The sequence below is a fragment of the Gordonia sp. HS-NH1 genome (genome assembly GCF_001418765.1).
Taxonomy (GTDB): domain Bacteria; phylum Actinomycetota; class Actinomycetes; order Mycobacteriales; family Mycobacteriaceae; genus Gordonia.
Genome location: NZ_LIYC01000001.1, coordinates 18,022 through 39,194, shown reverse-complemented (window position 1 = coordinate 39,194; position 21,173 = coordinate 18,022). Strand labels below are relative to the sequence as shown.

Here is a 21,173-nt window from a genome sequence, read left to right as displayed (position 1 = left end):
GTCGAGCCTCCCGGGATTCCGTAGCGACAATGCGCGCCAGATACGCACTGCTGCTACAGAATCCGCGAGATTGCGTCGATCACGGTGTCGGCGAGACCGGCGGCGGTGTGCTCGCCGAGTTCGCCGCGCTGCTCGTCGGCGCGCATCATGATGACGGACTCCACCAGCCGGAAGGGGAGCAGCGTGCGCTTGTCGGTGTCGTCGCCGAGCGCCGCAGCCGCCAGTGCGGCATACGAATCGGCCAATTCCTGTCGAGCCGAACGGAATTCGACGAATCGCTGATCGGCGACCTCGGGTAGGAGATAGAGCGCACCGAGGTTCCAGCGCGACCGCGCCAGCTGATCGATGTCGAATCGCGCGAGTTCGAGGAGTCGCGCCCGGGCGGGTTCGTCGCCGTCGAGGAGCCCCCGCGCGCGTTCGAGGGAGGCGACCACGGTCGTCTCCAGCAGCGTTGCGAGGATGTCGTCCTTGGTGCCGAAGTAGTGGTACATCGACGCCTGTCGGATGCCCACCGCCTCGGCGATCATCCGCGTCGACGTCCCGGTGTACCCGTGGCGGGTGAACAATTCTGCGGCGGCGTCGAGGATCTCCTCGCGGGCGGTCTGCCCGCGTCGCCGGGCCGGTACCAGGCGCGGTCGGCCGCGACCGATCGGAGTCGGGGGCGCGCTCGAGCCGGTGGGCATGCTCGTCTCCTCAGTGCGGTCGGGGCGATTTCTCGACCCTAGCCGACGAATCGCGTGCTTCTGCCGCGCGTGAACCCGCAGGTCGGGGAAGCCCATGGCGTGTAACGAGGACGTAACCGGAGTTTTCACGACCGGAACATTTCTGTCAATCGATAGAAATCAGCGAGGGCTTACCTATCAGGTGACAGGAAACAGTGCCTGACTCACACCGTGCTCAACGTGGAGCTTCTTCTCCGAAAGGAAGACCGCGCATGACCTCCACCCCTGAAGTGGCTCCCGCGACGCCCTCCTCGCCCGCCGGCGTCCCGGACGCCGACGCCCACGACCTCTCGGCACTCGGCTACGACCAGCAACTCCACCGTTCGCTCGGCAAGTTCGCGTCCTTCGCCGCCGGGTTCTCCTTCGTCTCCATCCTGACCACCATCTTCCAGCTGTTCGGCCTGGGGTTCGGCTTCGGCGGCCCGGCCTTCTTCTGGACCTGGCCGATCGTGTACGCCGGCCAGTTCCTGGTCGCCCTGTGCTTCGCCGAAATCGCTGCGCGGTACCCGATCTCGGGTGCGATCTACCAGTGGTCGCGGCGCATGGGCGGCGAGGTCGTCGGCTGGTTCGGCGGCTGGTTCATGATGATCGCGCAGATCGTCACCGCGGCCGCGGCCGCCATCGCCCTGCAGGTCGTCCTGCCGTCGATCTGGATCGGCTTCCAGATCATCGGCGACGACCCGACCCTCACCACCACGAGCGGCGCGGCGAACGCGGTCCTGCTCGGCTCGGTCCTGCTCGTCATCGTGACCGCGATCAACTGTGTCGGTGTCCGGTGGATGAGCCGCGTCAACAGCATCGGTGTCGTCTGTGAACTCGTCGGCGTCGTGGCGGTCATCCTGGCACTGTTCACCCATGCGCAGCGCGGCCCCGACGTCGTCTTCGACACCGGCGTTCCCGGTCAGCAACCCGGCTACATCTGGGCGTTCATCGTCTCCGGACTCATGGCCGCCTACGTCATGGTCGGGTTCGGGTCGGCAGGCGAACTGGCCGAGGAGACCCGGGACCCGCGCCGCGTCGCACCCCGCACCATCCGGATGGCGCTGACCGTCTCGGCCATCGGCGGCGGGCTGATGCTGCTCGGCACCCTCATGGCGGCCCCGACCCTCGACGAGCAACTCGCGACCGGCGGACTGCCCTACGTGCTCGACTCGGTTCTCGGGAGCTTCTGGGGCAAGGTCCTGCTCTGCGACGTCGCGATCGCGATCTTCATCTGCACCCTCGCGATCCAGACCGCCTGCTCGCGGCTGATGTTCTCGATGGCGCGCGACGGCCGGCTCCCGTTCTCGGCGCAGCTGTCCCACGTCAACAGCCGCACCGGGACACCGATCCTGCCGTCGATCCTGATCGGTGTGCTGTGCATCGGCATCCTGCTGGTCAACGTCGGCAACTCCGCGATCTTCGCGACCCTCGCCAGCGTGTGCATCATCCTCATCTACCTCGCCTACCTGGCCGTCACCGGTCCGATGCTCTACCGGCGGTTCCAGGGCTGGCCGCATCGTGGCGGGGACACCCCGGCCGTCGACGCCGGTGGGCGAAAGTTGTTCAGCCTCGGCCGTTTCGGAATCGTGGTGAACGCCCTGGCGGTGCTCTACGGCGCCCTGATGGTGATCAACCTGGCGTGGCCGCGGGCCGAGGTCTTCGACCCCTCCGGTGAGATGCCGATCCTGCGCTGGGCCGGCCCCATCTGCATCGTGGCGACCGTCCTCGTCGGGATCGCCTGCTACCCCCGCGGCAAGGAGCATCCGCGACCGGTGAGCACCCGCCTGTCCGCGTAATCCCGGTCGCGACCCTTCGAGGCTCGCTTCGCTCGCACCTCAGGGAGCAGGGAGTTGGTTGCTTCGCTCGCACCTCAGGGAGCTGATTACTCCGAGGAGCGCAGCCGCAGCCCTCTGATCCCTGAGGTGCGAGGAGCGCAAGCGACGAGCCTCGAAGGGGCACCCCGAACACCCACTACGACAAAGGAGTTCCCATGAGCACGATCACCGCTCCCGGTACCGGGACCACCTCCGGTGCCCGCGAACACGCCCGCTCCCAGGCCGGCGCGATCACCGACAGCATGCCGGTGGTGCCGGCATCGGCCTGGCCGAACCCGCCCGCTGACGTGCCGGCCGCATCGTTGACCTGGGCGGAGACCGTTCCCGGCGGCCGGTACACCAGCAAGGTCCTGGCACGGGGGACCCGGCTGCGGTTCACCGACGTCGCGGGGGCGGCCTGCGCGCACCTGCTGCTGTGGCGCGCCGACGCGCCGTGGGAGCGTCTCAACGTCGCCGACACCGTCAAGGTGCCCTGGCAGGCGTATCTGGGTGCGGGGCATCCGCTTCTCAGCGATCAGGGGCGGGTGCTGGCGACCGTCGTCGCCGACGACTCAGGCCACCATGACGCGCTGTGCGGCACCTCGACTCTCGCCGGAAACGCTGCGAAATACGGAGCGGGCGAGGTGCATTCGGCGAGTCCGGCGGGCCGCGAACTGTTCACCCTGGCGGCGGCGAAGCACGGTCTGACACCCGCGGATGTCGCCCCGTCGTTGTCGTTCTTCCACGGCGTCACCGTCGACGCCGACGGGTCGCTGCGCTCGATCGGGAGCGCCGGACCCGGCCGGACGGTCGACCTCATCCTGCACCTGCCGTGCACGGTGGCAGTCGTCAACACCGCGCATCCGCTCGACCCGTCGCCCGACTTCGGCACCACCTCGCTGGAAGTGCTGGCGTGGCAGGCGCAGAGCGATCTCGACGCCCTGCTGGACGACGTCGCCGGCACCGACCCCGAGTACCAGCGCGCCGCCGCCAACTCCGAAGACGTCTGGGCCGCGGCTCATCACTGAGCCGTCCAACAGAGAGGACACCATCGTGACCGAGACAAGCACCGCAGTCATCACCGATTTCGCCTCGGCGCCCGCCGCCGAACTCGCCCTCGTCCCCGGCGCCGTCGTCGACGACGCGCAAGTGGGCGAGCGCGCACCGTGGTCGGGTGTCGTCGCCGCCGGCGACATCCTCACCATCGTCGACCTCCACGGCAACCAGGCCGTCGACACGCTGTTCTACGCGGCCGCCGACACGTCCCGACGGTATTCGGCCCAGGCGACCATCGCCGCGCAGGGCAACATCTTCCTGACCACCGGCAGTGTGATCCGCGATCACGACTCCGCAGCGCTGATGACGATCGTCGCCGACGAAGTCGGCAGCCACGACACCCTCGGCGGCGCATGCTCGCAGGAGTCGAACACGCTGCGTTACGGGCACCACACCAAACATCAGCACGCGTGCGTCGAGAACTTCCTCATCGAGGGCAGCCGCCACGGGCTCGGCAAGGCAGACCTCGTCGGCAACGTCAATTTCTTCATGAACGTGCCCGTCGACCCCGACGGCTCGCTGGGGATCGTCGACGGGTTGTCCGCACCCGGTAAGCGTCTGGCGTTGCGTGCCGAGGTCGACACCCTGGTGCTCATCTCGAACTGCCCGCAGATCAACAACCCCTGCAACGGATTCGACCCCACCGCGGTCCGGGTCATCGTCACCCGGCCGTTCTGAGAATCCGCTCCCACCGCGCGCCGACCGAGTCCGACGAGGAATCCACCATCATGACTGCCACCACCCCGGGTGCCGTGACCGTAATCCGGTCCGGTCCGCTCACCACGATCCAGGACTGGCCCGGCCGGGTCGGGTACTGGAAGGTCGGCGTGCCGCCGTCCGGCCCGATGGACGACCTGTCCTTCCGGCTCGCCAACCTCGCCGTCGGCAACCCGGAGACCGCCGCCGGCCTGGAGATCACGCTCATGGGACCCGCACTGCGGTTCGACCGGCCCGCGGTCGTCGCCGTCACCGGCGCGCCGGTGCCCGTGACCGTGAACGGAGCGGCTGTGCCGCAATGGGTCCCGCTCACTGTCGCCGAGGGTGACGTCCTCGACATCGGTTCGACCGGTGTCCTGGGCATGCGGGCCTACGTCGCGGTCGCCGGCGGGCTCGACGCCGCCGATCATCTCGGCAGCCGGTCGACCTTCACCATGGGCCGGTTCGGCGGACTCGACGGCCGGGCGCTCGTCGCCGGCGACCGCCTCGAACTGCTCGGCGCGCCGGCCGGGGCGCCGCGTCGGATTCTCGGAGACGAGCAGCCGGCCTTCACCAACACGTGGCAGCTGGCCGTGACCGTGGGGCCCCACGGAGCGCCGGAGTTCTTCACCGACGAGGACATCGCCGACCTGTTCGCGACCGACTACGAGGTGCACTTCAACTCCGACCGGACCGGAATCCGATTGATCGGCCCCAAACCGCGATGGGCACGCGACGACGGCGGTGAGGCCGGACTGCACCCGTCGAACATCCACGACACCGCCTACTCCGTCGGCGCTCTCGACTTCACCGGGGACACGCCCATCCTCCTCGGTCCGGACGGCCCGAGTCTCGGTGGATTCGTCTGTCCGGTGACCGTGACGACCGCGCAACGGTGGAAGCTCGGCCAGCTGAAGCCGGGCGACACGATCAGTTTCGTCGCGGTACGCGGCGACCGGGCCGCCTCGCCCTCCGAGCTCGGTCTGGGCCGGCGGGCCAGCTTCGTCGACGTCTGGTCGTCGGGTGGCGATCCCGACAACGGAATCCTGGGGACCACGACGACCGCGGACGGATCGACCTCGGTGACCTACCGCCGTTCCGGTGACGACAACATCCTCGTCGAATACGGCGAGATGCATCTCGACCTCGCCCTGCGTGCCCGAGTGCACGCGCTGGGCGAGCGGATCGCCGCGGAGAAACCGCGCGGACTCATCGACCTCACCCCGGGGATACGTTCGCTGCAGGTGAAGGCGGATCCCGACGTGTGGTCGCAGGCGCAGATGCTGGAGTGGCTGACCGAATGCGAGAGCCAGCTGCCGGCCGCCGAGGACCTCGTGGTGACGAGTCGTACTGTGCACCTGCCGTTGTCGTGGGACGATCCCGCCACCCGGGAGGCGATCGAACGCTACATGCTGGGCGTACGATCCGATGCGCCGTGGTGCCCGTGGAACATCGAGTTCATCCGGCGGATGAACGGCCTGGACTCCGTCGACGACGTGTACCGCACCGTCTTCGACGCGAGCTACCTCGTGCTCGGCCTCGGGGACGTCTATCTCGGTGCGCCGGTTGCGGTCCCGCTCGACCCGCGGCATCGCCTCGTCACCACCAAATACAACCCCGCCCGCACCTGGACGCCGGAGAACGCGGTGGGGATCGGCGGCGCCTACCTCTGCATCTACGGCATGGAGGGGCCGGGCGGTTACCAGTTCGTCGGCCGCACCACGCAGGTGTGGAACCACCGGCATCCGCTGCCGGCACCGGCGTTCGACCCCGAGCATCCGTGGCTGCTGCGGTTCTTCGACCGGATCCATTGGTACCCGGTGAGTTCGGAGGAACTCCTCGACATGCGGGCCGACGTCGCCGCCGGGCGTGGTGAAAGCACGAAGATCGTCGACGGTGAATTCTCGCTGGCCGCGCACCAGCGATTCCTCGACGAGCATGCCGCCGACATCGCGACCCGGCGGGAGAAGATGGAGATCGCCCGGGCCGAAGAGCGCGAACGGTGGTCGGTGCAAGGCGAATTCGCGGCGAAAGCCGCCGGAGCAGAGCTCGCCGGCACCGGGGCAGCGGGGATCAGAGAGGACGAGGAGCAGGTGGCATGAGCAGGATCGACGAGCTGTATGCGCGGATCGCCGAGGCAGACCGTCCGGAGGTGTTCATCACCCTGCGACCCGCCGGTGAGGTCGCAGCCGAGTACGAGCGGTCCGTCGCCGCCGGCGGCCCCTTGGCCGGCGTGCTTCTCGCCGTGAAGGACAACGTCGACGTCGGCGGTCTGCCGACCACCGCGGGATGTCCCGGTTTCGCCTTCACCCCCGAGTCCGATGCGCCCGCGGTCGCGGCATTGCGCGCGGCCGGCGCGGTGGTGGTGGGCAAGACCAACCTCGACCAGTTCGCAACCGGTCTGGTGGGTACTCGCAGTCCGTATGGCGCGGTGCGGGATTCGCGACGTCCCGACCGCATCTCGGGCGGGTCGAGTTCCGGGTCGGCGGTGGCGGTCGCCCTCGGATTCGCCGACATCGCGATCGGAACCGACACCGCCGGATCGGGTCGGGTGCCGGCCGGCCTGCAGGGCATCGTCGGCATCAAGCCGACCGTCGGTGTGGTCTCGACAGCCGGAGTGGTGCCCGCCTGCGCGAGCTATGACGTCGTCACCGTCTTCGCCGCCGACCTCGCGCTGGCCGACCGTGCGATGGCGGCGATGGCCGGCGCGCAGGGCCCGCGGCCCTTCCCGACGTCGATCCCGTACGCCGCGCCCGAGCGCCCGGTCGTCGCGGTGCCCACCGAGCTGCCCGGGCTCGACGACCGGTGGCGGGCCGCGTTCGACGAGGCGGTGCTGCGTGCCGAGGCGGCGGGGCTCATGGTCAAGACCATCGACCTGTCGCCGTTCCTCGAGGCCGCCCGGCTCCTGTACGACGACGCGCTCGTGGCCGAGCGATTCGACGCGGTGGGGGACTTTCTCGGCTCCGTCGCCGATCCCGATGACGCCGGCATCGACCCGACCGTGTCGACGATCATCGGTGCCGCGGCCAGGTTTTCGGCCGTCGACCTGTTGCGGGCTCGCCGTCGGCTCGCGGACCTGCGGTCCGAGGCGATGGAGCAGTGGGGCGACGCCACGGTTCTGATGGTGCCGACCGCGCCGGCGCACCCGACCCTCGCCGAGGTGGCCGCCGATCCGGTGGGCGTCAACTCGCGGATGGGCACCTACACCAACTTCTGCAACCTCTTCGACCTGTGCGGCCTCGCGGTACCGGCCGGGACAGTCGTCGACGAGGACGGCAGTACAGCACAATTCGGCATCACACTGCTGGGCCGCGCGCATGCCGACGCCGTCGTCGTCGATGTGGCCCGCCGGTTTCTCGGCGACGACACGGTGGCGCCGTCCTGGGCGGAGCGCGACGACGCGATCGAGCTCGCGGTCTTCGGCGCACACATGCGGGGCGGACCGCTGACCCATGAGCTCGGCGAACGCGGCGCCCGATGGTCGGGTGAGGTCACCACGACCCCGTCGTACCGCCTGGTCGCGCTGGACACGACCCCGCCGAAGCCGGGGCTGATCCGAGATCCGGTTGCCGGCCGCGCGATCCGGGGCGAGGTGTGGACGGTGCCTTCCGCAGCGCTCGGGGATTTCCTGGCCGCCCTCCCCGAACCGATGATGCTGGGCAAGGTCGAGATCGCCGTCGGCGAGACCGGACCTGCCCGCTGGATCGTCGGCTTCGGATGCGCCGCCGACGCGGGCGCATCCGGGCAGAGTCTCGATCGCGATCGCTGGTAGCCCGGTCACCGGGTTCGTCTGCGCCGGAACCCGTCTGCGCCGGAACCCGTCTGCGCCGGAACCCGTCTGCGCCGGAACCCGTCTGCGCCGGAACCCGTCTCACGCCCCGTCTGGGACGTCTGTCCAGAACGGCCGCCTCGTGCCATTTCCACCGATCTGACCTCTGGTCGCCGACCGTGATGATTCACTTACTCAGCTCGGGCGGTCGGGGAGAGGGAGTTGGGACGGATGACCAGGGTGGGGCGCAACGGGATTCGACGATCGGACAAGGTCGCACGACGCGAGAACCGGAAACAGCGGCGGCAACACCGCGCGATCGCGGGGGCGGCGGCGCTGGCGACCGTCGCCGCGGTCGGCGCGGGGCAGGTGGCGGAACCGGCGGTGGCCGACGCGGCGCTGGTCCCGGCGATCCCGTCCGAGATCGACGACCTGCGGAACTGGTCGAACGGTTTCGACAGTGGCAATCCGCTGGGAAGTCTGGTGACCACGATCGGAAACGGCGCCCTCGCCGACATCGCGGAGCAGTGGCGGATCCAGAGCTGCATGTCCGGCGCCGTCCGGGACGGGGCCGACTGCTCTGCGTCGGGCACGGAGTACGGCGGCATCGGACTCGCCGTCGTCCTGCCCGACCGCATCGAGGTCGTACCCGTCGCCGTCTACGATCCGGTCAAGCAGGTGTTCGACGGGTTGTCCGGGTCGGTCCTCGGGGACATCATCCGCCGGCTCGGCATCGATCTGCCGCCGACGATGATCGACGGCCCCGCAACCGAGGGTTCGGCGACGGTCGCCGGGAACGGCTTCCAGTTCGCGCTGGCCTACCGCGGTGGCGACGCGAGCGCGACGTCCTACCTCCCGTTGAGCATCGCGACCTCGGGTGCGAGCGACGGACGGACGGCGAGGTCGTTCGCGCTGATCGGGATGGCCCATGCATGGAACACCGGTCCGCTCGACGTCACTGTCCTCGGCGAGAAGATCGGAACAATCCCCGGTGTCACGGGCGTCGGCTGCTACGGCGGACTCACCGGCGCCTACGCAGAGGGCGTCGGGGCCTGTGCGAATGTGCTGGGCACTTTCGACTTCCGCTGGCAGCAACCCGACGGCGAAGTGCAGTTCGCGCTCACCGATCCGACGGCACTGATCGCCGATCCGGGCGGGGTTCTCGGTGGCCTCGGTGCGGAGGTCCTCGAGGGTCTGCTCGCCGGCATCCTGAGCGGCTCCGGCATCGACTTCGACAGCGACTGGATGTCCCTCTCCAAGGACTTCGCCCGCCTGAGCGTCGGCGGCGACCACGATCTGTTCAGCGGCAACTTCCTCCGGCTGACGAGCGATTACGGATTCACCGGTCCGATTACGGTCGACTGGCTGGGTTCGACGGTCACCTTCCGGCCACTGGTCGAGGTCAACGGCGAGCTCCGGCCGAATCGTCTGGGCCTGCCGGTCATCGAGTTCGGTCAGCTCGACACCGGTGAGTTCATCCCGGCCATCCGCATCCCGGCGTACGAGTTCCCGTTCGGTCTGCCCGCGACCGATCCGATCGACACCGGTGCGTCGAACACGTTGCTTCCCGCGAGCCGTTCGGCGGAGGAGGCGCCTGTCGAACGTGTCACCACGGCATCGCACGACACGCCCGAGGCGGCGGCCGGCCCGGAGGCCGTCGACGCGGAGAGCTACGTCGGCAAGCACCGCGCGGCAGACGAGGACAGCTACGTCGGCAGGCACCGGACGCCGCAACCCTCCGACGACAGCGGCGCGGGGGAGTCGCACGCTCCGGAATCCGACAGCCCCGACGACGACACCACGGATGACGACAGCACGGAGGCGGGCGACGTCGACGCGGGCAGCGCCGACGAGTCCCCTGCTCCCTGAGGTGTGAGGAGCGTTAGCGACGAGCCTCCTGCTCCCTGAGGAGCGCCCGGAGCTTGCGGAGGGCGCGTCACGAAGGGTCTTCGCAATCCGACTCGCCAAGACCCTTCGTGACGCTCGCAAGCTCGCTCCTCAGGGAGCAGAGCGTGACGCTCGCAAGCTCGCTCCTCAGGGAGCAGAGCGTGACGCTCGGCCCCGCCCTGGGACGGGACTACGCTGGGCACACGACCCCGGGCCGGTTGCGCAGGCCGGTACGGGGCAACCGACCAGGGAGGGCCTCATGGCGATCGATCGGGACAAGAGCAGAGCGGTGTCGGAGGTCGTGCGCGAGCACCCGGTGATGAGCCTTGTCGCGGTGTCCCCGGGCATCGCCGTGTTCGCGGCGTTGCTGCTGCTCGACCAGACCTTTCTGGCGATCCTGTTCCTCATCCTCGCCGTCGGCGGGGGTGCATACCTGCTGACCCGCAAGCGCTGACGGTGTCGCCCGTTCGGAGTCCGCGTCGAGGTATTCGCCGCGGCTACAGTGGTGCGCAATGAGTCCCGCCGGCGCCGAGCAGGCGCGGTGAACGGGTAAAGAGGAGAGCGGTGAAGGGAGTCGGCGTCGTGGTCGCTGAACCGGGTCGAGACGCTCCGGCCGGACGTGTTCTCGCGTTCGGGACGAATCGGCTGGGCGGCTGATCGTGTCCACCCGCGTCGACGCCTACATCTGGGCCATCCGACTGACCAAGACGAGGTCGGCTGCGGGCGCCGCCTGCCGTGGCGGGCACGTCCGGGTCAACGGGGTCACCGCCAAACCCGCGCAGCCGGTGGTGCCGGGCGACGAGATCCGGGTGCGGCTCGCCGGGCACGAGCGCATCGTCGAGGTCACCCGGACGATCAGCAAACGGGTGTCCGCGCCGATGGCCGCGGAGTGCTTCATCGACCGGTCTCCGCCACCCCCGCCCAGAGAGATCCTGGCCAGTCAGCCGCGTCGCGACCGGGGTGCCGGCCGGCCGACGAAACGTGAACGGCGCCAGCTGGACCGGCTGCGCGACAGCACCTTCCTCGTCGCGGCGCTGGCCGCGGTCGCGCTTGTCGTCGGCGCATGTTCCGGCGACGAGCCGACGGCCGACCCGAACAAGCCGAACACGCCCGAGGCGCCCGCGCAGGCAGGTTCCGGACCGTTCTTCGGCGAATGCGGCGGGGTGTCCCTCGACGAGGTCGTCCGCATCACCGGTTTCGGTGGGCTCACCGAAACCGTGAACAACACCTCGGTGTGCGAATGGGACACGACCGGTTCCAGGACCGGTGCCGTCGCCTCGTTCAACTGGTATCGCGGGTCGCCGATCGGTCGCGAGGAAGCGAACGTGAAGCTCTCGCGCGACGTGACCGACAAACTCGAGATCGACGGTCACGAGGGGTTCATCGGCTACACGCAGTCAGGTCAGATCTGTGAGGTCGGCATCGGTTTCGGTGCGGACTTCTTCGAGTGGTCGATCCGGGGCGACGCCGCGACACCGCGACCGATCGAAGAGATCTGCGATGCCGCGCGTGAACTGGCGACCCTGTCGATCGAGCGTGCGTCATGAAGCGGCTCGCCGTCCTGATCGCGGCCGTGCTGGTGGGCCTGTCCGTCCTCGCCGGGTGCGCACGGACCGTCGACGGTGAGCCGGTGCCCGTGGGTGCCGCGGACCAGTCCGGCAGCAGCGACATCGACACCGACCAGTTCGACCGCCTGCTGCTCGAATGCGACGTGTTGCCCGACGCCATGATCGCCGACGTCGTCGCCGGCGGCGGATTCGCCGAGCGCTCCTTCAGCGGCGCCATCTGCCGCTGGCTGGTCTCCGGTACCACCGACGTGGTCAGCGTGACGTTCAACTGGTTCGAGTGGGGCAACGTCAACGTCGAGAAGGAGACGGCGAAAAAGCTGGGCTTCGAGACCGAGAACATCAAGGTCGCCAGTCAGTCGGCATTCACCCAGCGCAGCCCCGATCGTCCCGGGGTCTGCGGGGTGACGGCCAGGGCGCCGAGCCGCGGCATCTTCACCTGGTTCGTCGAGCCCCGCGGTGCGCCCCAGGGCGACCCGTGCGAGGCGCCGATCAAACTGATGGAGCTACTGCTCCAGGGCGGTCAGTGAGCCTGTCGAAACCCATCACTCCGGGATCGGCCCGACGACGACGCTGGCCGCGACCACGAGTTCGTCGCCGGTACCCGGGATCATCAGCCACACGGTCAGCCGGTCGCCCTCGCGCACCCGCCGCAGGATGAGCCGGGTGCCGGGCACGATGGGCCGCAGGTACTCGATCACCACGCGGTGCGGACCGTCGACCAGGTCGGGATGTTCGACGAGTTCGTCTTCGATCGCCTCGAGGTAGGCGGCGTTGTTCAGGTGTTTGAACGGGTCGAAGTCGGTGATCCGCAGAACGTGTTCGCGGTCGGGGAAGTCGATCTCGGCGGGGTCGGGGGCCTTCTCCGGGTTCATCGACCGCCAGCGCAGGCGGTGCTCGTCGGTCATCGAGGACAGCATCGAGAACGCCTCGTCGGACAGCCGCGACGGCATGCCCTTCTCGTTGACGTTGATCCAGAACGCCTCGGTCTCGATCAGCCCCGGAGGGCGAGGCCGCGGGTTGAACCGGTTCGTCTCGTGGTCGGCGGTGAGGCGCACGCGCATGTTGGTCCAGCGGGTCGACAGTGCGCCGCACCAGCGCTGCGCGGTGACCGCGGCCGGCCATGTCAGGGGCTCGATGACGTCGATGATGGTGCGCCGGACGATCCAGAACGGATCGGTGTCACCGAACGATGTGGCCTCGATGTTGTCGTTGGCCACGTCCTGGAGGTATCGCGCAACGGCGTCGAGCCGCACCCGCATGTCCTGGTCGACGTCGCCGGTGCGGACCCGATATCCCACCTCGTAGAACTGGGATCCAGGCTTGCGGTCCGGAAGTGATGCACCGGACACTGCTGGCGTAACCTGGCTCACTCGAGTCCCTTCGGTAGGTCGCCGGTATCTTTGCAGCTAAGATACATTCAATCGAAAAAATAGAACACGTTCTACGTGTCGGATCACGAGGAAACAGCAGATGGCGCATGTGATTACCCGCCCATGTTGCAACGATGCCAGTTGCGTGAGCGTGTGTCCGGTGAACTGCATCCACCCCACGCCCGACGAGCCGGAGTTCCTGACGGCGGAGGCCCTCTACATCGATCCGGAGACGTGTATCGACTGCGGTGCCTGCATCGACGAGTGCCCGGTGGAGGCGATCATCCCCGACGATCAGCTGGAGGCGCGCGACGAGCCGTACCTGCAGATCAACGCGGACTACTACAAGGACCACGACGTCGAGGGCGGGCTCGTCCCGCCGCGCAAGGCGCCGCCGCTGCCCGACAAGGAACTGCACGTGGCCATCGTCGGTGCCGGGCCCGCCGCGTTCTACGCCGCCGAGGAACTCGTCCGCAAGCCGAGCATCAAGGTCGACATGTTCGATCGCCTGCCGACGCCCTACGGACTCGTACGCGCCGGGGTGGCACCGGACCACAGCGCCACCAAGGGCGTGGAGAAGACCTTCGCCTCGGTCGCGGCCAAGAAGAACTTCTCGTACTACCTCAATGTCGAGGTGGGCAAGCACATCAGCCACGACGAACTCGTGGCGCGCTACCACGCGGTGATCTACGCGGTGGGTGCCTCGACCGACAAGCGGCTGGGCATCGACGGCGAGGACCTGTCCAACTCGGTTGCCGCGACGCAGTTCGTCGCCTGGTACAACGGCCATCCCGACTTCGCCGAACTCGACGTCGACCTGTCCGGTGAGCGGGCGGTCGTGGTCGGCAACGGCAACGTCGCGCTCGACGTCGCACGCATCCTGGTCACCGATCCCGACGAGCTCGCCAAGACCGACATCGCCGATCACGCACTCGCGAAACTGCGGGAGTCGAAGGTCTCCGAGGTCGTGCTGCTCGGTCGCCGCGGTGTCGCGCAGGCCGCCTACACCAACAGCGAATTCCTGGCACTCGGTGAGGTCGAGGGCGTGGACGTGGTCATCGATCCCGACGAGCTCGTCCTCGACCCGGCCACCGAGGCGGCGCTGTCCGACGACACGCTCGACTCGACGATCGCCACCAAGATCCGGCTCGCCCGCGAGTTCGCCGAGCGGCCGCAGACCGAGGGGAACAAGCGCATCGTGTTCCGGTTCCTCGCGTCTCCCGTCGAAATTGCCGGTGACGGGGAAGTGGCTAGTCTTACCTGCGTGCGCAATGCCTACGCCGACGCGACCGGGAAAGTCGCGGTGACACCCACCGACGAGCGTTTCGACCTCGAGACCGGCCTGGTCCTCCGGGCCATCGGATACCGCGGTGTGCCCGTCACCGACCTGCCCTTCGACGAGGGACACGGCGTGGTCCCGAACAGCGAAGGGCGCGTCCAGACCGCGGCAGGCGGTGAGGTGATGCCGGGCCTTTATGTGACGGGATGGATCAAACGAGGGGCGACGGGGGGTATCGGCATGAACCGCATCTGCGGCCAGGAGACCGCGCAGGCGGTCATCGCCGACTTCGTCGCCGCGGCCTTCGACGATCCGTCGACCTCTCGGGACGATGTCGACGCCCTCGTGGCCGATCGTGGTGCCAACCGCATCGATCTCACCGGGTGGAAGGCGATCGACGCGGCCGAGAAGTCCGCAGGCAAGGCCGCCGGCCGGGTGCGCGCGAAGTTCGTCAGTGTCTCCGAGTTCGAGGCGGCCGCCACCGCCGGGGCGCGGTGACCGTGCGCATCGCACTGCTGTCCTACCGCAGCAAGCCGCACTGTGGCGGACAGGGCGTCTACGTCCGCCATCTCTCCCGCGAACTCGCCCTCCTGGGCCACAGCGTCGAGATCTTCTCGGGTCAGCCGTATCCGGAACTGGATCAGGTGGCCATCGATGCCGGCGTCACCGTCACCAAGGTGCCGAGCCTGGGACTCTACGACGAGCCGGACCCGTTCCGCACGCCCCGGCCGTCGGAGTACCGCGACTGGATCGACGTCCTCGAGGTCGGTTCGATGTGGACGGCGAGCTTCGGCGAGCCGCTCACCTTCAGCCTCCGGGTGGCCCGTCTCCTCAAGGAGCGTCGCGACGACTTCGACATCGTCCACGACAACCAGTGTCTCGGTTACGGATTGCTCGACATCCAGAAGGCGGGTTTCCCGCTGATCGCGACGATCCATCACCCGATCACGCGCGACCGCACGCTGGCGGTGAAGGCGGCCAAGGGATGGCGCAAGATCAGCGCATGGCGGTGGCATTCGTTCCTGCGCATGCAGGGTCGCGTGTCCCGCCGGATCCCTGAGCTGCTCACCGTTTCCCGGAGCAGTGAGGTCGACATCCGCAAGGCATTCGACATCCCGTCGGGCCGTATCACGACGATCCCGCTGGGAGTCGACACCGAGATCTTCACGCCGGCTGCCACGCGGGTGCCGGGTCGCATCGTGTGTGTCGCCAGTGCCGACGCTCCGTTGAAGGGCGTGTCCTACCTCCTCGAGGCGGTCGCCAAGCTGTCGTCCGAGCGCGACGTCGAACTGGTACTGGTGTCCAAGTTGGACCCGAACGGTCCGTCCGCCGAGATGATCGAGGATCTGGCGATCTCCGATCGGGTCACGGTGGTGTCCGGACTCGAGGACACCGAGCTCGCCGGTCTGCTCGCTTCTGCCGAGGTCGCGTGCGTGCCCTCGCTCTACGAGGGCTTCTCGCTGCCCGCGGTGGAGGCGATGAGCTGTGGCACGCCGCTCGTCGCCACCCGGGCCGGCGCGATCCCGGAGGTCGTCGGAACCGCCGAGGAGGCCGCATTGCTGGTGCCGCCGAGGGATTCCGGACGTCTGGCCCAGGCCATCGGCCGGCTCCTCGACGACGCGGACCTGCGGAAGCGACTCGGTGACGGCGGTCGTCGCCGCGCCGAGGAGAACTACAGCTGGGCAGCGGTGGCCGCGAAGACGGCGGCGCACTACGAAACCGTGCTCGCCGGACACCGGCGGGCAACAGAAGGGACAGTGAGTGCTCACAGTTGATTTCGACCGGCTGGGCGTTGGACCGGGGACCAAGGCGATCGACATCGGGGCGGGGCAGGGTAGGCACTCGTTCGAGATGTTCCGTCGCGGCGCTGAGGTCATCGCATTCGACATGTCTGAGAGCGACATGTCCGACGTCGGTGAGATGTTCGACGCGATGATGGCCGAAGGGCATGTGCCCGCGTCGGCCAAGGCTCGCGCCGAGGTCGGGGATGCGCTTCGTCTCCCGTACTCGGACAACAGTTTCGACGTCGTGCTGATGAGTGAGATCCTCGAGCACATCCCGAGCGACGAAGGCGCGATCACCGAGATGGTGCGCGTGCTGAAGCCGGGTGGCGTCGCGGCGGTCACCGTGCCCCGGTACTGGCCGGAGAAGGTGTGCTGGGCCCTGTCCGACGAGTACCACGAGGTCGAGGGTGGGCACGTTCGCATCTACAAGGCCTCCGAGCTCGCGGACAAGTTGCGCCGCGCCGGACTGGAGGTCACCGGCACCGACCACGCCCACGCCCTGCATGCCCCGTACTGGTGGCTGAAATGCGCGGTGGGAGTCGAGAACAACGACAACGTCCTGGTGAAGGGTTATCACCAGCTGCTCGTCTGGGACATGATGAGCAAGCCGTGGCTGACCCGCGTCGGGGAGCAGGTGCTCAACCCGCTCATCGGCAAGTCGGTGGCCCTCTACCTGCGTAAGCCCGAGACCGCCACCGCGTCTTCATGACCGGGCCCTCCAGGACGGGAGCTCCATGACGGCCGCTCCGGCGGTCCCCGGTGTGGTCACGGCCGACGAGATGCACGCCACGGGTGCCGCGATCGTCGGCATGCAGGAAGAGTCCGGGGCACTGCCCTGGTTCCCGGGCGGTCAGACCGACCCGTGGGACCACATCGAATCCGCGATGGCGTTGTCGGTGACCGGGTTTCACGCCGAGGCCGAGGCTGCGTACGAGTGGTCGCGCCGCAAACAGCGCGATGACGGTTCGTGGCCCATCCGCACCGTCGGTGGCAAGGTGGAGGACGCGGGCACCGACAGCAACTTCTGCGCCTACATCGCGGTCGGGGTGTGGCACCACTACCTGATCACCGGTGACGACGCCTTCCTGCAGAAGATGTGGCCGGTGGTCTGGTCGGCGATCGACTGTGTGCTCCGCTTCCAGCGAGACGACGGTGCGTTCCGCTGGGGCGGCGACCACCGGACCGGGGCGATGTTCGGGGAGGCGCTGATCACGGGCAATGCCAGCATCTTCCAGGCCCTGGACTGCGCCATCCGGATCGCCGGGGAGATGGACCAGCCCGACGACGCCTGGATCGCGGCTCACAGTGTGCTCGGCGACGCCATCCGTACCGACGTCGCGCGCGACGAGTGGCAGATCTTCACCCCGCCGTCCGAACACTCGATGGACTGGTACTACCCGATCCTCGGCGGCGCGGTCCGCGGTCGCGACGGTCAGGAGCTCATCGCTCGCCGGTGGGAGCAGTTCGTCGTGCCGGGCAAGGGGGTTCGATGCGTGGACCACCGTCCGTGGGTCACCGGCGCCGAAACATGTGAACTCGCACTGGCACTCGATGCGCTCGGCGACACCGCCGACGCCGTCGAGCTCATCGCGTCCATCCAGCACCTGCGCGACCCCGATGGATCGTATTGGACCGGACTGGTTTTCGCCGACGGCAAACGCTGGCCGGTGGAGAAGAGCTGCTGGACCTCGGCGGCGGTCGTGCTGGCGGCCGACGCGGTGAGCCGTACGAGTGTGGCCAACGGGATCTTCCGGGATGTGCGGCAGAGGCTCGTGGCACCGACGCCCTGATCGGTCATCGCTCGGACGATCATTCCTCGATCGACCGGCGCGGGTCGGTCTGCTCGGCGAGGGCCCGACGCGCTTCGTCGTGCAGCACTTCACGCAGATCTCCCTCGAGCGCGACGAACTCGGGGGAGGTCTGAACCGCCAGTTCCCGCGGTCGTGGGAGGTCGACGCGTGTTTCCCGGACGACGGTCGCCGGACGGGCGGACAGCACGATCACCCGGTCGGAGAGGTAGACGGCCTCACGGATGTCGTGGGTGATCATCAGCACGGTCCAGCGGTAGCGTTGCCACACCGACTGCAGCCACGACTGCATCTCGGTCCGGGTCAGCGAGTCGAGCGCGCCGAACGGCTCGTCGAGCAGCAGGAGATTGCGATTCTGCACGACCGTGCGGAGCAGTGCCGCCCGCTGCCGCATCCCGCCGGACAGCTGAGACGGACGCGCGTCCTCGAACCCGGACAGTCCGAAGGTGGGGAACAGTTCGGCGGCCCGGCGCCGGGCCTCGGCTGTCGACACACCGTGCACCTGGAGGCCGAGGATCGTGTTGTCGAGGATCGTGCGCCACGGGAACAGCAGGTCTTTCTGCGGCATGTACGCGCAGTGCCCGGCCACTGCGGTGTCGGAGCCGACGGTGACGCTGCCCGAGTCGGGGACGTCGAGCCCGGCGAGCATGCTGAAGATCGTGCTCTTGCCGCATCCACTCGGCCCGATGACGGAGACGAATTCGCCGGGTTCGGCCGTGAACGAGACCGCGTCGAGGACATGCCGCCGGGGACGACCTCGGCCGGGCTGAGGGAAGGATTTCGTCAGCCGGTCCACGACGAGCCGGCGGGTCTCGTCGGTCATGACGGCGCCTTCTCGGCTCGCGCCCACGGTGCGACGACCCGTTCGACCGCGAAGGTCAGCAGGTAGAGGGACACACTGACGAGTGCCGTCACCAGGACCGCGGCGAGCACGAGGTCGGTGCGGAACGAGTTCTTCTGCAGGCTCATGTAGATGCCGAGCCCTTGCGTGGCGCCGACGTACTCGGCGAACACGGCACCGACCACCGCGTAGGTGATGCCGATCCGCAGCGCGGTGAAGAACCGGGGCAGCGCGGAGGGGAGGCGGACGTAGCGAAAGATCTGGCGGCGAGTGGCACCCATGCTCCGCAGGAGTGCGCCGGCCTCGCGGTCGGCGGCCGCGAATCCCTCGATCAGCCCGATCGCCATCGGAAAGAAGGTGACCAGGGCGATGACCAGGACTTTGGGCAGTACGCCGAATCCGAACCAGATGACCATCAGCGGCGCGATCGCGATGATCGGCAACGTCTGCGACGCGACGAACAGGGGTACGAACGCCCGGCGCAGTACGGGGGAGAAGTCGACGATGATCGCCAGCACCCACGCCAGTACCAGCGACACCCCGAATCCGATCAGTGTGACCTGGAGAGTCGCCGCGGCATGCACCCCGATCTCGCTCCGGTGCGCCCACCCCTGCTCCGCGACACGCGACGGTGACGGCAGGAGCTGGGGCCGGATTCCGCTGAGCTCGACGTAGATCTGCCAGACCGCGACGAGGGCCGCCACCGTCACGATCGCGGGTGCCGCCCGCCGGAGACCGGTGCTAGCGGGCGGGGCCACGGCACTCAGCCCAGGTACTCATTGGTGAAGTAGGTCGACCAGTCCGGTTCGGCCGTGAGCGGAGCGCCGTCCGGACCGGTGAGAAGTCCACTGCGGTAGAGGAATCCGGAGTTGCCGGCCCATTGTTCCAGCGTTTGCGTGCCGACCTTGCCGTCGGCATCCTTCATGTACCGGTCGGCGAGCATCCGCTGGCTCTCGATCACCAGCTGTTCGTCGTTGAACGCGCCGGGGTTGGCCTCGATGAGGTCGCGTGCGGCCGCGTCTGGGTCGTCCGCCGCGGCCTGGTAGCCGCGTTGCAGCGCCCGTACGAACTTCGCCGCACGCTCCGGATTCTCCGCCAGCCAGTCCTCGTTGGCGTCGACGACGATCGCGTAGGCCTCCGGGAATCCGAAGTCGGTGTAGTGGAAGTACTTCATCGGGGTTCCGTGATGCTCGGCCTCGATGCCCTCCCAGGCGAGGTAGGAGACGGTGAAGTCCGCCCGCCCCGAGTAGACGGCCTCGTACGCGGAGGTGCCGAGGGTCACCGACGTGAAATCTCCTGTGCCGCCGTCGTTCCGGATCACCTGCTTGAGGGTCTCTTCCTCGCCGGGGTCGCCGAACCCGGCATATGTCCTGCCGTCGAGGTCCTTCGGGCTCGCGATGTCGTCACGACCGGCCCGAACCCCGATACCCGTCGCCCATCGCTGCAGCGGCGCGAGCACGGAGATCGTGTGCGCGCCCGAGGCCCGGGAGAAGGTGGACGAGTTGTGGGTGCTGATCCCGAACTGGGCGTTCCCCGCGTCCACCACGGTGTCGACGGCGGTGTTGTTGTAGGGCAGTATCTCGACGTCCAGTCCGGACTCGGCGAAGAAGCCGCGCTGTTGCGCCACGAACAGTCCCGTGTGGTTGGTGTTCGGGGTCCAGTCGAGCGCGAATCGGATGGTGTCGTCGGAGGCGGAGTCCGACCCGCACGCGGTGGCTGTCGACAACACCGCGATCGCGACGACGAACCCGGCGAGGATGCGGTGCACGCGGCCGATCATGCGGCGGGCCATGCGTAGGGGTGCAACGCGGTGTCCCAGAACATGAGCTCGTACCGGGTGGCGACGGTGAACGCAGCGGTCATCGCGGCCTGCTCCTCCGCGCCGGCGGACGCCGCCGCCGCATCCACCAATTCCCTTGCCCGAGCGGCGGACTCCTGGAACTCCGGGGCGTCGTAGGTGGTCACCCACTGTGCGTAGGGATGGTTCGGGTCGGCGGCGAGAACCGCGGCGGCGCTCGCGGCAAGTCCTCGGCCGACATCGGCGTAGATCCAGAAGCAGGGCAGTGCGGCGGCCGCGCCGACCGCGTACGACTCGGTCGCGGCGGTGGCGATCAGATAGGACACGTACCCGAGGCAGGCGGTCGACGGCTCGGGTTCACCCTGCCGCGGCGGCAACTGGCCTCCCTCGAGCAGGTCGCCGTGCAGGGTGACCTCGACGGCGGCCGCGGTTGCCGACGAATTCGCCCAGAACGCCGCGGTCTGCGGATCCGGCGACTTCGACGCCAGGATCGCGAGTGCTCTCGAGTACCCGGCCAGGTACAGGGAATCCTGTTCCAGGTAGGTGCGGAACACCTCCAGGGGCAACGTCCCGTCCCCGAGGCGGCGCAGGAACTCGAGATCGTCGATCGCCGCCCTCAGGCCGGAGGTCTGGTCCCACAGCTGATCGGTGAAGCGGCCGGTATCGGGCAACAGCGTACGCAAAGACATGACATCCCTTCGCCAGCATTACCTGGACAGGTTCTCGGGTCTCATCTCAGCCCCGCGGTCGCGGAGCACCCCGTGTCAGAACGGAACCAGGCTAGCAGAAGGGAGCAGGG

Annotated in this window: 19 protein-coding genes and 1 riboswitch; of the genes, 13 read left to right on the top strand and 6 right to left on the bottom strand. The window is 68.5% G+C overall.

Annotation, left to right across the window (positions count from 1 at the left end; translation table 11 throughout):
- Window positions 1–53 precede the first annotated feature (53 nt).
- Window positions 54–683: a TetR/AcrR family transcriptional regulator gene (locus tag AMD30_RS00185; protein ID WP_010840580.1), complete on the bottom strand. Its 630-nt coding sequence runs from the start codon at window positions 681–683 to the stop codon at window positions 54–56.
- 251 nt (window positions 684–934) lie between these two features.
- On the opposite strand from AMD30_RS00185, the gene AMD30_RS00180 reads away from it, so the two are divergent.
- From AMD30_RS00180 to AMD30_RS00140, 9 genes are all read left to right on the top strand, one after another.
- Window positions 935–2,500 (top strand): amino acid permease, encoded by a 1,566-nt coding sequence (locus AMD30_RS00180; protein WP_055474355.1) that lies wholly within the window; start codon window positions 935–937, stop codon window positions 2,498–2,500.
- Window positions 2,501–2,694: 194 nt separating this feature from the next.
- Window positions 2,695–3,546, top strand: a complete 852-nt coding sequence (locus tag AMD30_RS00175; protein ID WP_010840578.1) for an urea amidolyase associated protein UAAP1 — start codon at window positions 2,695–2,697, stop codon at window positions 3,544–3,546.
- Window positions 3,547–3,571: 25 nt separating this feature from the next.
- A complete protein-coding gene (locus AMD30_RS00170; protein WP_055474354.1) occupies window positions 3,572–4,252 on the top strand; it encodes an urea amidolyase associated protein UAAP2 in 681 nt (226 codons plus the stop codon).
- 50 nt (window positions 4,253–4,302) lie between these two features.
- Window positions 4,303–6,372 (top strand): 5-oxoprolinase/urea amidolyase family protein, encoded by a 2,070-nt coding sequence (locus tag AMD30_RS00165; protein ID WP_055474353.1) that lies wholly within the window; start codon window positions 4,303–4,305, stop codon window positions 6,370–6,372.
- Entirely contained in the window at window positions 6,369–8,042 is a 1,674-nt protein-coding gene (gene atzF / locus AMD30_RS00160) for an allophanate hydrolase (RefSeq protein ID WP_055474352.1), read from the top strand. Before AMD30_RS00165 ends, atzF begins: the two co-directional genes overlap by 4 nt.
- A 228-nt stretch (window positions 8,043–8,270) precedes the next feature.
- Complete coding sequence (locus AMD30_RS00155; protein ID WP_055474351.1) at window positions 8,271–9,908, top strand: hypothetical protein; 1,638 nt, start codon at window positions 8,271–8,273, stop codon at window positions 9,906–9,908.
- Between the two features lie 277 nt (window positions 9,909–10,185).
- The gene (locus AMD30_RS00150; RefSeq protein WP_014927941.1) at window positions 10,186–10,380 is read left to right on the top strand and encodes a hypothetical protein; all 195 of its coding nucleotides are present in this window, start codon (window positions 10,186–10,188) and stop codon (window positions 10,378–10,380) included.
- Window positions 10,381–10,585: 205 nt separating this feature from the next.
- The gene (locus tag AMD30_RS00145) at window positions 10,586–11,473 is read left to right on the top strand and encodes a DUF3558 family protein (protein WP_010840572.1); all 888 of its coding nucleotides are present in this window, start codon (window positions 10,586–10,588) and stop codon (window positions 11,471–11,473) included.
- A complete protein-coding gene (locus tag AMD30_RS00140) occupies window positions 11,470–12,021 on the top strand; it encodes a DUF3558 domain-containing protein (protein ID WP_010840571.1) in 552 nt (183 codons plus the stop codon). Before AMD30_RS00145 ends, AMD30_RS00140 begins: the two co-directional genes overlap by 4 nt.
- A gap of 15 nt (window positions 12,022–12,036) precedes the next feature.
- Here the strand turns inward: AMD30_RS00140 and AMD30_RS00135 are convergent, their stop codons facing one another.
- Window positions 12,037–12,864: an acyl-[acyl-carrier-protein] thioesterase gene (locus AMD30_RS00135; protein ID WP_014927938.1), complete on the bottom strand. Its 828-nt coding sequence runs from the start codon at window positions 12,862–12,864 to the stop codon at window positions 12,037–12,039.
- 100 nt (window positions 12,865–12,964) lie between these two features.
- Here AMD30_RS00135 and AMD30_RS00130 point away from each other — a divergent pair, with 100 nt between their 5' ends.
- Genes AMD30_RS00130 through AMD30_RS00115 form a run of 4 tightly spaced genes read left to right on the top strand, consistent with a single transcriptional unit; the run spans window position 12,965 to window position 17,717 of the window.
- The gene (locus AMD30_RS00130) at window positions 12,965–14,641 is read left to right on the top strand and encodes an FAD-dependent oxidoreductase (protein ID WP_014927937.1); all 1,677 of its coding nucleotides are present in this window, start codon (window positions 12,965–12,967) and stop codon (window positions 14,639–14,641) included.
- 2 nt (window positions 14,642–14,643) lie between these two features.
- Window positions 14,644–15,918 carry a glycosyltransferase family 4 protein gene (locus tag AMD30_RS00125; protein ID WP_035716923.1) on the top strand — a complete coding sequence of 425 codons (1,275 nt, stop codon included), beginning with the start codon at window positions 14,644–14,646 and terminating at the stop codon, window positions 15,916–15,918.
- Complete coding sequence (locus AMD30_RS00120; protein ID WP_010840567.1) at window positions 15,905–16,636, top strand: class I SAM-dependent methyltransferase; 732 nt, start codon at window positions 15,905–15,907, stop codon at window positions 16,634–16,636. Before AMD30_RS00125 ends, AMD30_RS00120 begins: the two co-directional genes overlap by 14 nt.
- Window positions 16,637–16,661: 25 nt before the next feature.
- Complete coding sequence (locus tag AMD30_RS00115; RefSeq protein ID WP_010840566.1) at window positions 16,662–17,717, top strand: prenyltransferase; 1,056 nt, start codon at window positions 16,662–16,664, stop codon at window positions 17,715–17,717.
- 19 nt (window positions 17,718–17,736) lie between these two features.
- Here AMD30_RS00115 and AMD30_RS00110 read toward each other — a convergent pair whose 3' ends face one another.
- The 4 genes from AMD30_RS00110 to AMD30_RS00095 form a co-directional block, all read right to left on the bottom strand.
- On the bottom strand, window positions 17,737–18,558 hold the full coding sequence (locus tag AMD30_RS00110; protein ID WP_035716922.1) for an ABC transporter ATP-binding protein: 822 nt from the start codon (window positions 18,556–18,558) through the stop codon (window positions 17,737–17,739).
- Window positions 18,555–19,334, bottom strand: a complete 780-nt coding sequence (locus AMD30_RS00105; RefSeq protein WP_010840564.1) for an ABC transporter permease — start codon at window positions 19,332–19,334, stop codon at window positions 18,555–18,557. Before AMD30_RS00105 ends, AMD30_RS00110 begins: the two co-directional genes overlap by 4 nt.
- Before the next feature lie 5 nt (window positions 19,335–19,339).
- Window positions 19,340–20,368: an ABC transporter substrate-binding protein gene (locus AMD30_RS00100; RefSeq protein WP_055474350.1), complete on the bottom strand. Its 1,029-nt coding sequence runs from the start codon at window positions 20,366–20,368 to the stop codon at window positions 19,340–19,342.
- The gene (locus tag AMD30_RS00095; protein ID WP_055474349.1) at window positions 20,353–21,063 is read right to left on the bottom strand and encodes a TenA family protein; all 711 of its coding nucleotides are present in this window, start codon (window positions 21,061–21,063) and stop codon (window positions 20,353–20,355) included. Before AMD30_RS00095 ends, AMD30_RS00100 begins: the two co-directional genes overlap by 16 nt.
- Window positions 21,051–21,146, bottom strand: a riboswitch (TPP riboswitch). Its footprint overlaps the gene before it by 13 nt.
- Window positions 21,147–21,173: the final 27 nt, after the last annotated feature.

Excerpts from the sequence above, each read along its gene's own strand:
- AMD30_RS00185 (WP_010840580.1), bottom strand. The coding sequence starts at position 683 with ATGCCCACCGGCTCGAGCGCGCCCCCGACTCCGATCGGTCGCGGCCGA.
- AMD30_RS00180 (WP_055474355.1), top strand. The coding sequence starts at position 935 with ATGACCTCCACCCCTGAAGTGGCTCCCGCGACGCCCTCCTCGCCCGCC.
- AMD30_RS00175 (WP_010840578.1), top strand. The coding sequence starts at position 2,695 with ATGAGCACGATCACCGCTCCCGGTACCGGGACCACCTCCGGTGCCCGC.
- AMD30_RS00165 (WP_055474353.1), top strand. The coding sequence starts at position 4,303 with ATGACTGCCACCACCCCGGGTGCCGTGACCGTAATCCGGTCCGGTCCG.
- atzF (WP_055474352.1), top strand. The coding sequence starts at position 6,369 with ATGAGCAGGATCGACGAGCTGTATGCGCGGATCGCCGAGGCAGACCGT.
- AMD30_RS00155 (WP_055474351.1), top strand. The coding sequence starts at position 8,271 with ATGACCAGGGTGGGGCGCAACGGGATTCGACGATCGGACAAGGTCGCA.
- AMD30_RS00150 (WP_014927941.1), top strand. The coding sequence starts at position 10,186 with ATGGCGATCGATCGGGACAAGAGCAGAGCGGTGTCGGAGGTCGTGCGC.
- AMD30_RS00140 (WP_010840571.1), top strand. The coding sequence starts at position 11,470 with ATGAAGCGGCTCGCCGTCCTGATCGCGGCCGTGCTGGTGGGCCTGTCC.
- AMD30_RS00130 (WP_014927937.1), top strand. The coding sequence starts at position 12,965 with ATGGCGCATGTGATTACCCGCCCATGTTGCAACGATGCCAGTTGCGTG.
- AMD30_RS00115 (WP_010840566.1), top strand. The coding sequence starts at position 16,662 with ATGACGGCCGCTCCGGCGGTCCCCGGTGTGGTCACGGCCGACGAGATG.
- AMD30_RS00110 (WP_035716922.1), bottom strand. The coding sequence starts at position 18,558 with ATGACCGACGAGACCCGCCGGCTCGTCGTGGACCGGCTGACGAAATCC.
- AMD30_RS00100 (WP_055474350.1), bottom strand. The coding sequence starts at position 20,368 with ATGGCCCGCCGCATGATCGGCCGCGTGCACCGCATCCTCGCCGGGTTC.
- AMD30_RS00095 (WP_055474349.1), bottom strand. The coding sequence starts at position 21,063 with ATGTCTTTGCGTACGCTGTTGCCCGATACCGGCCGCTTCACCGATCAG.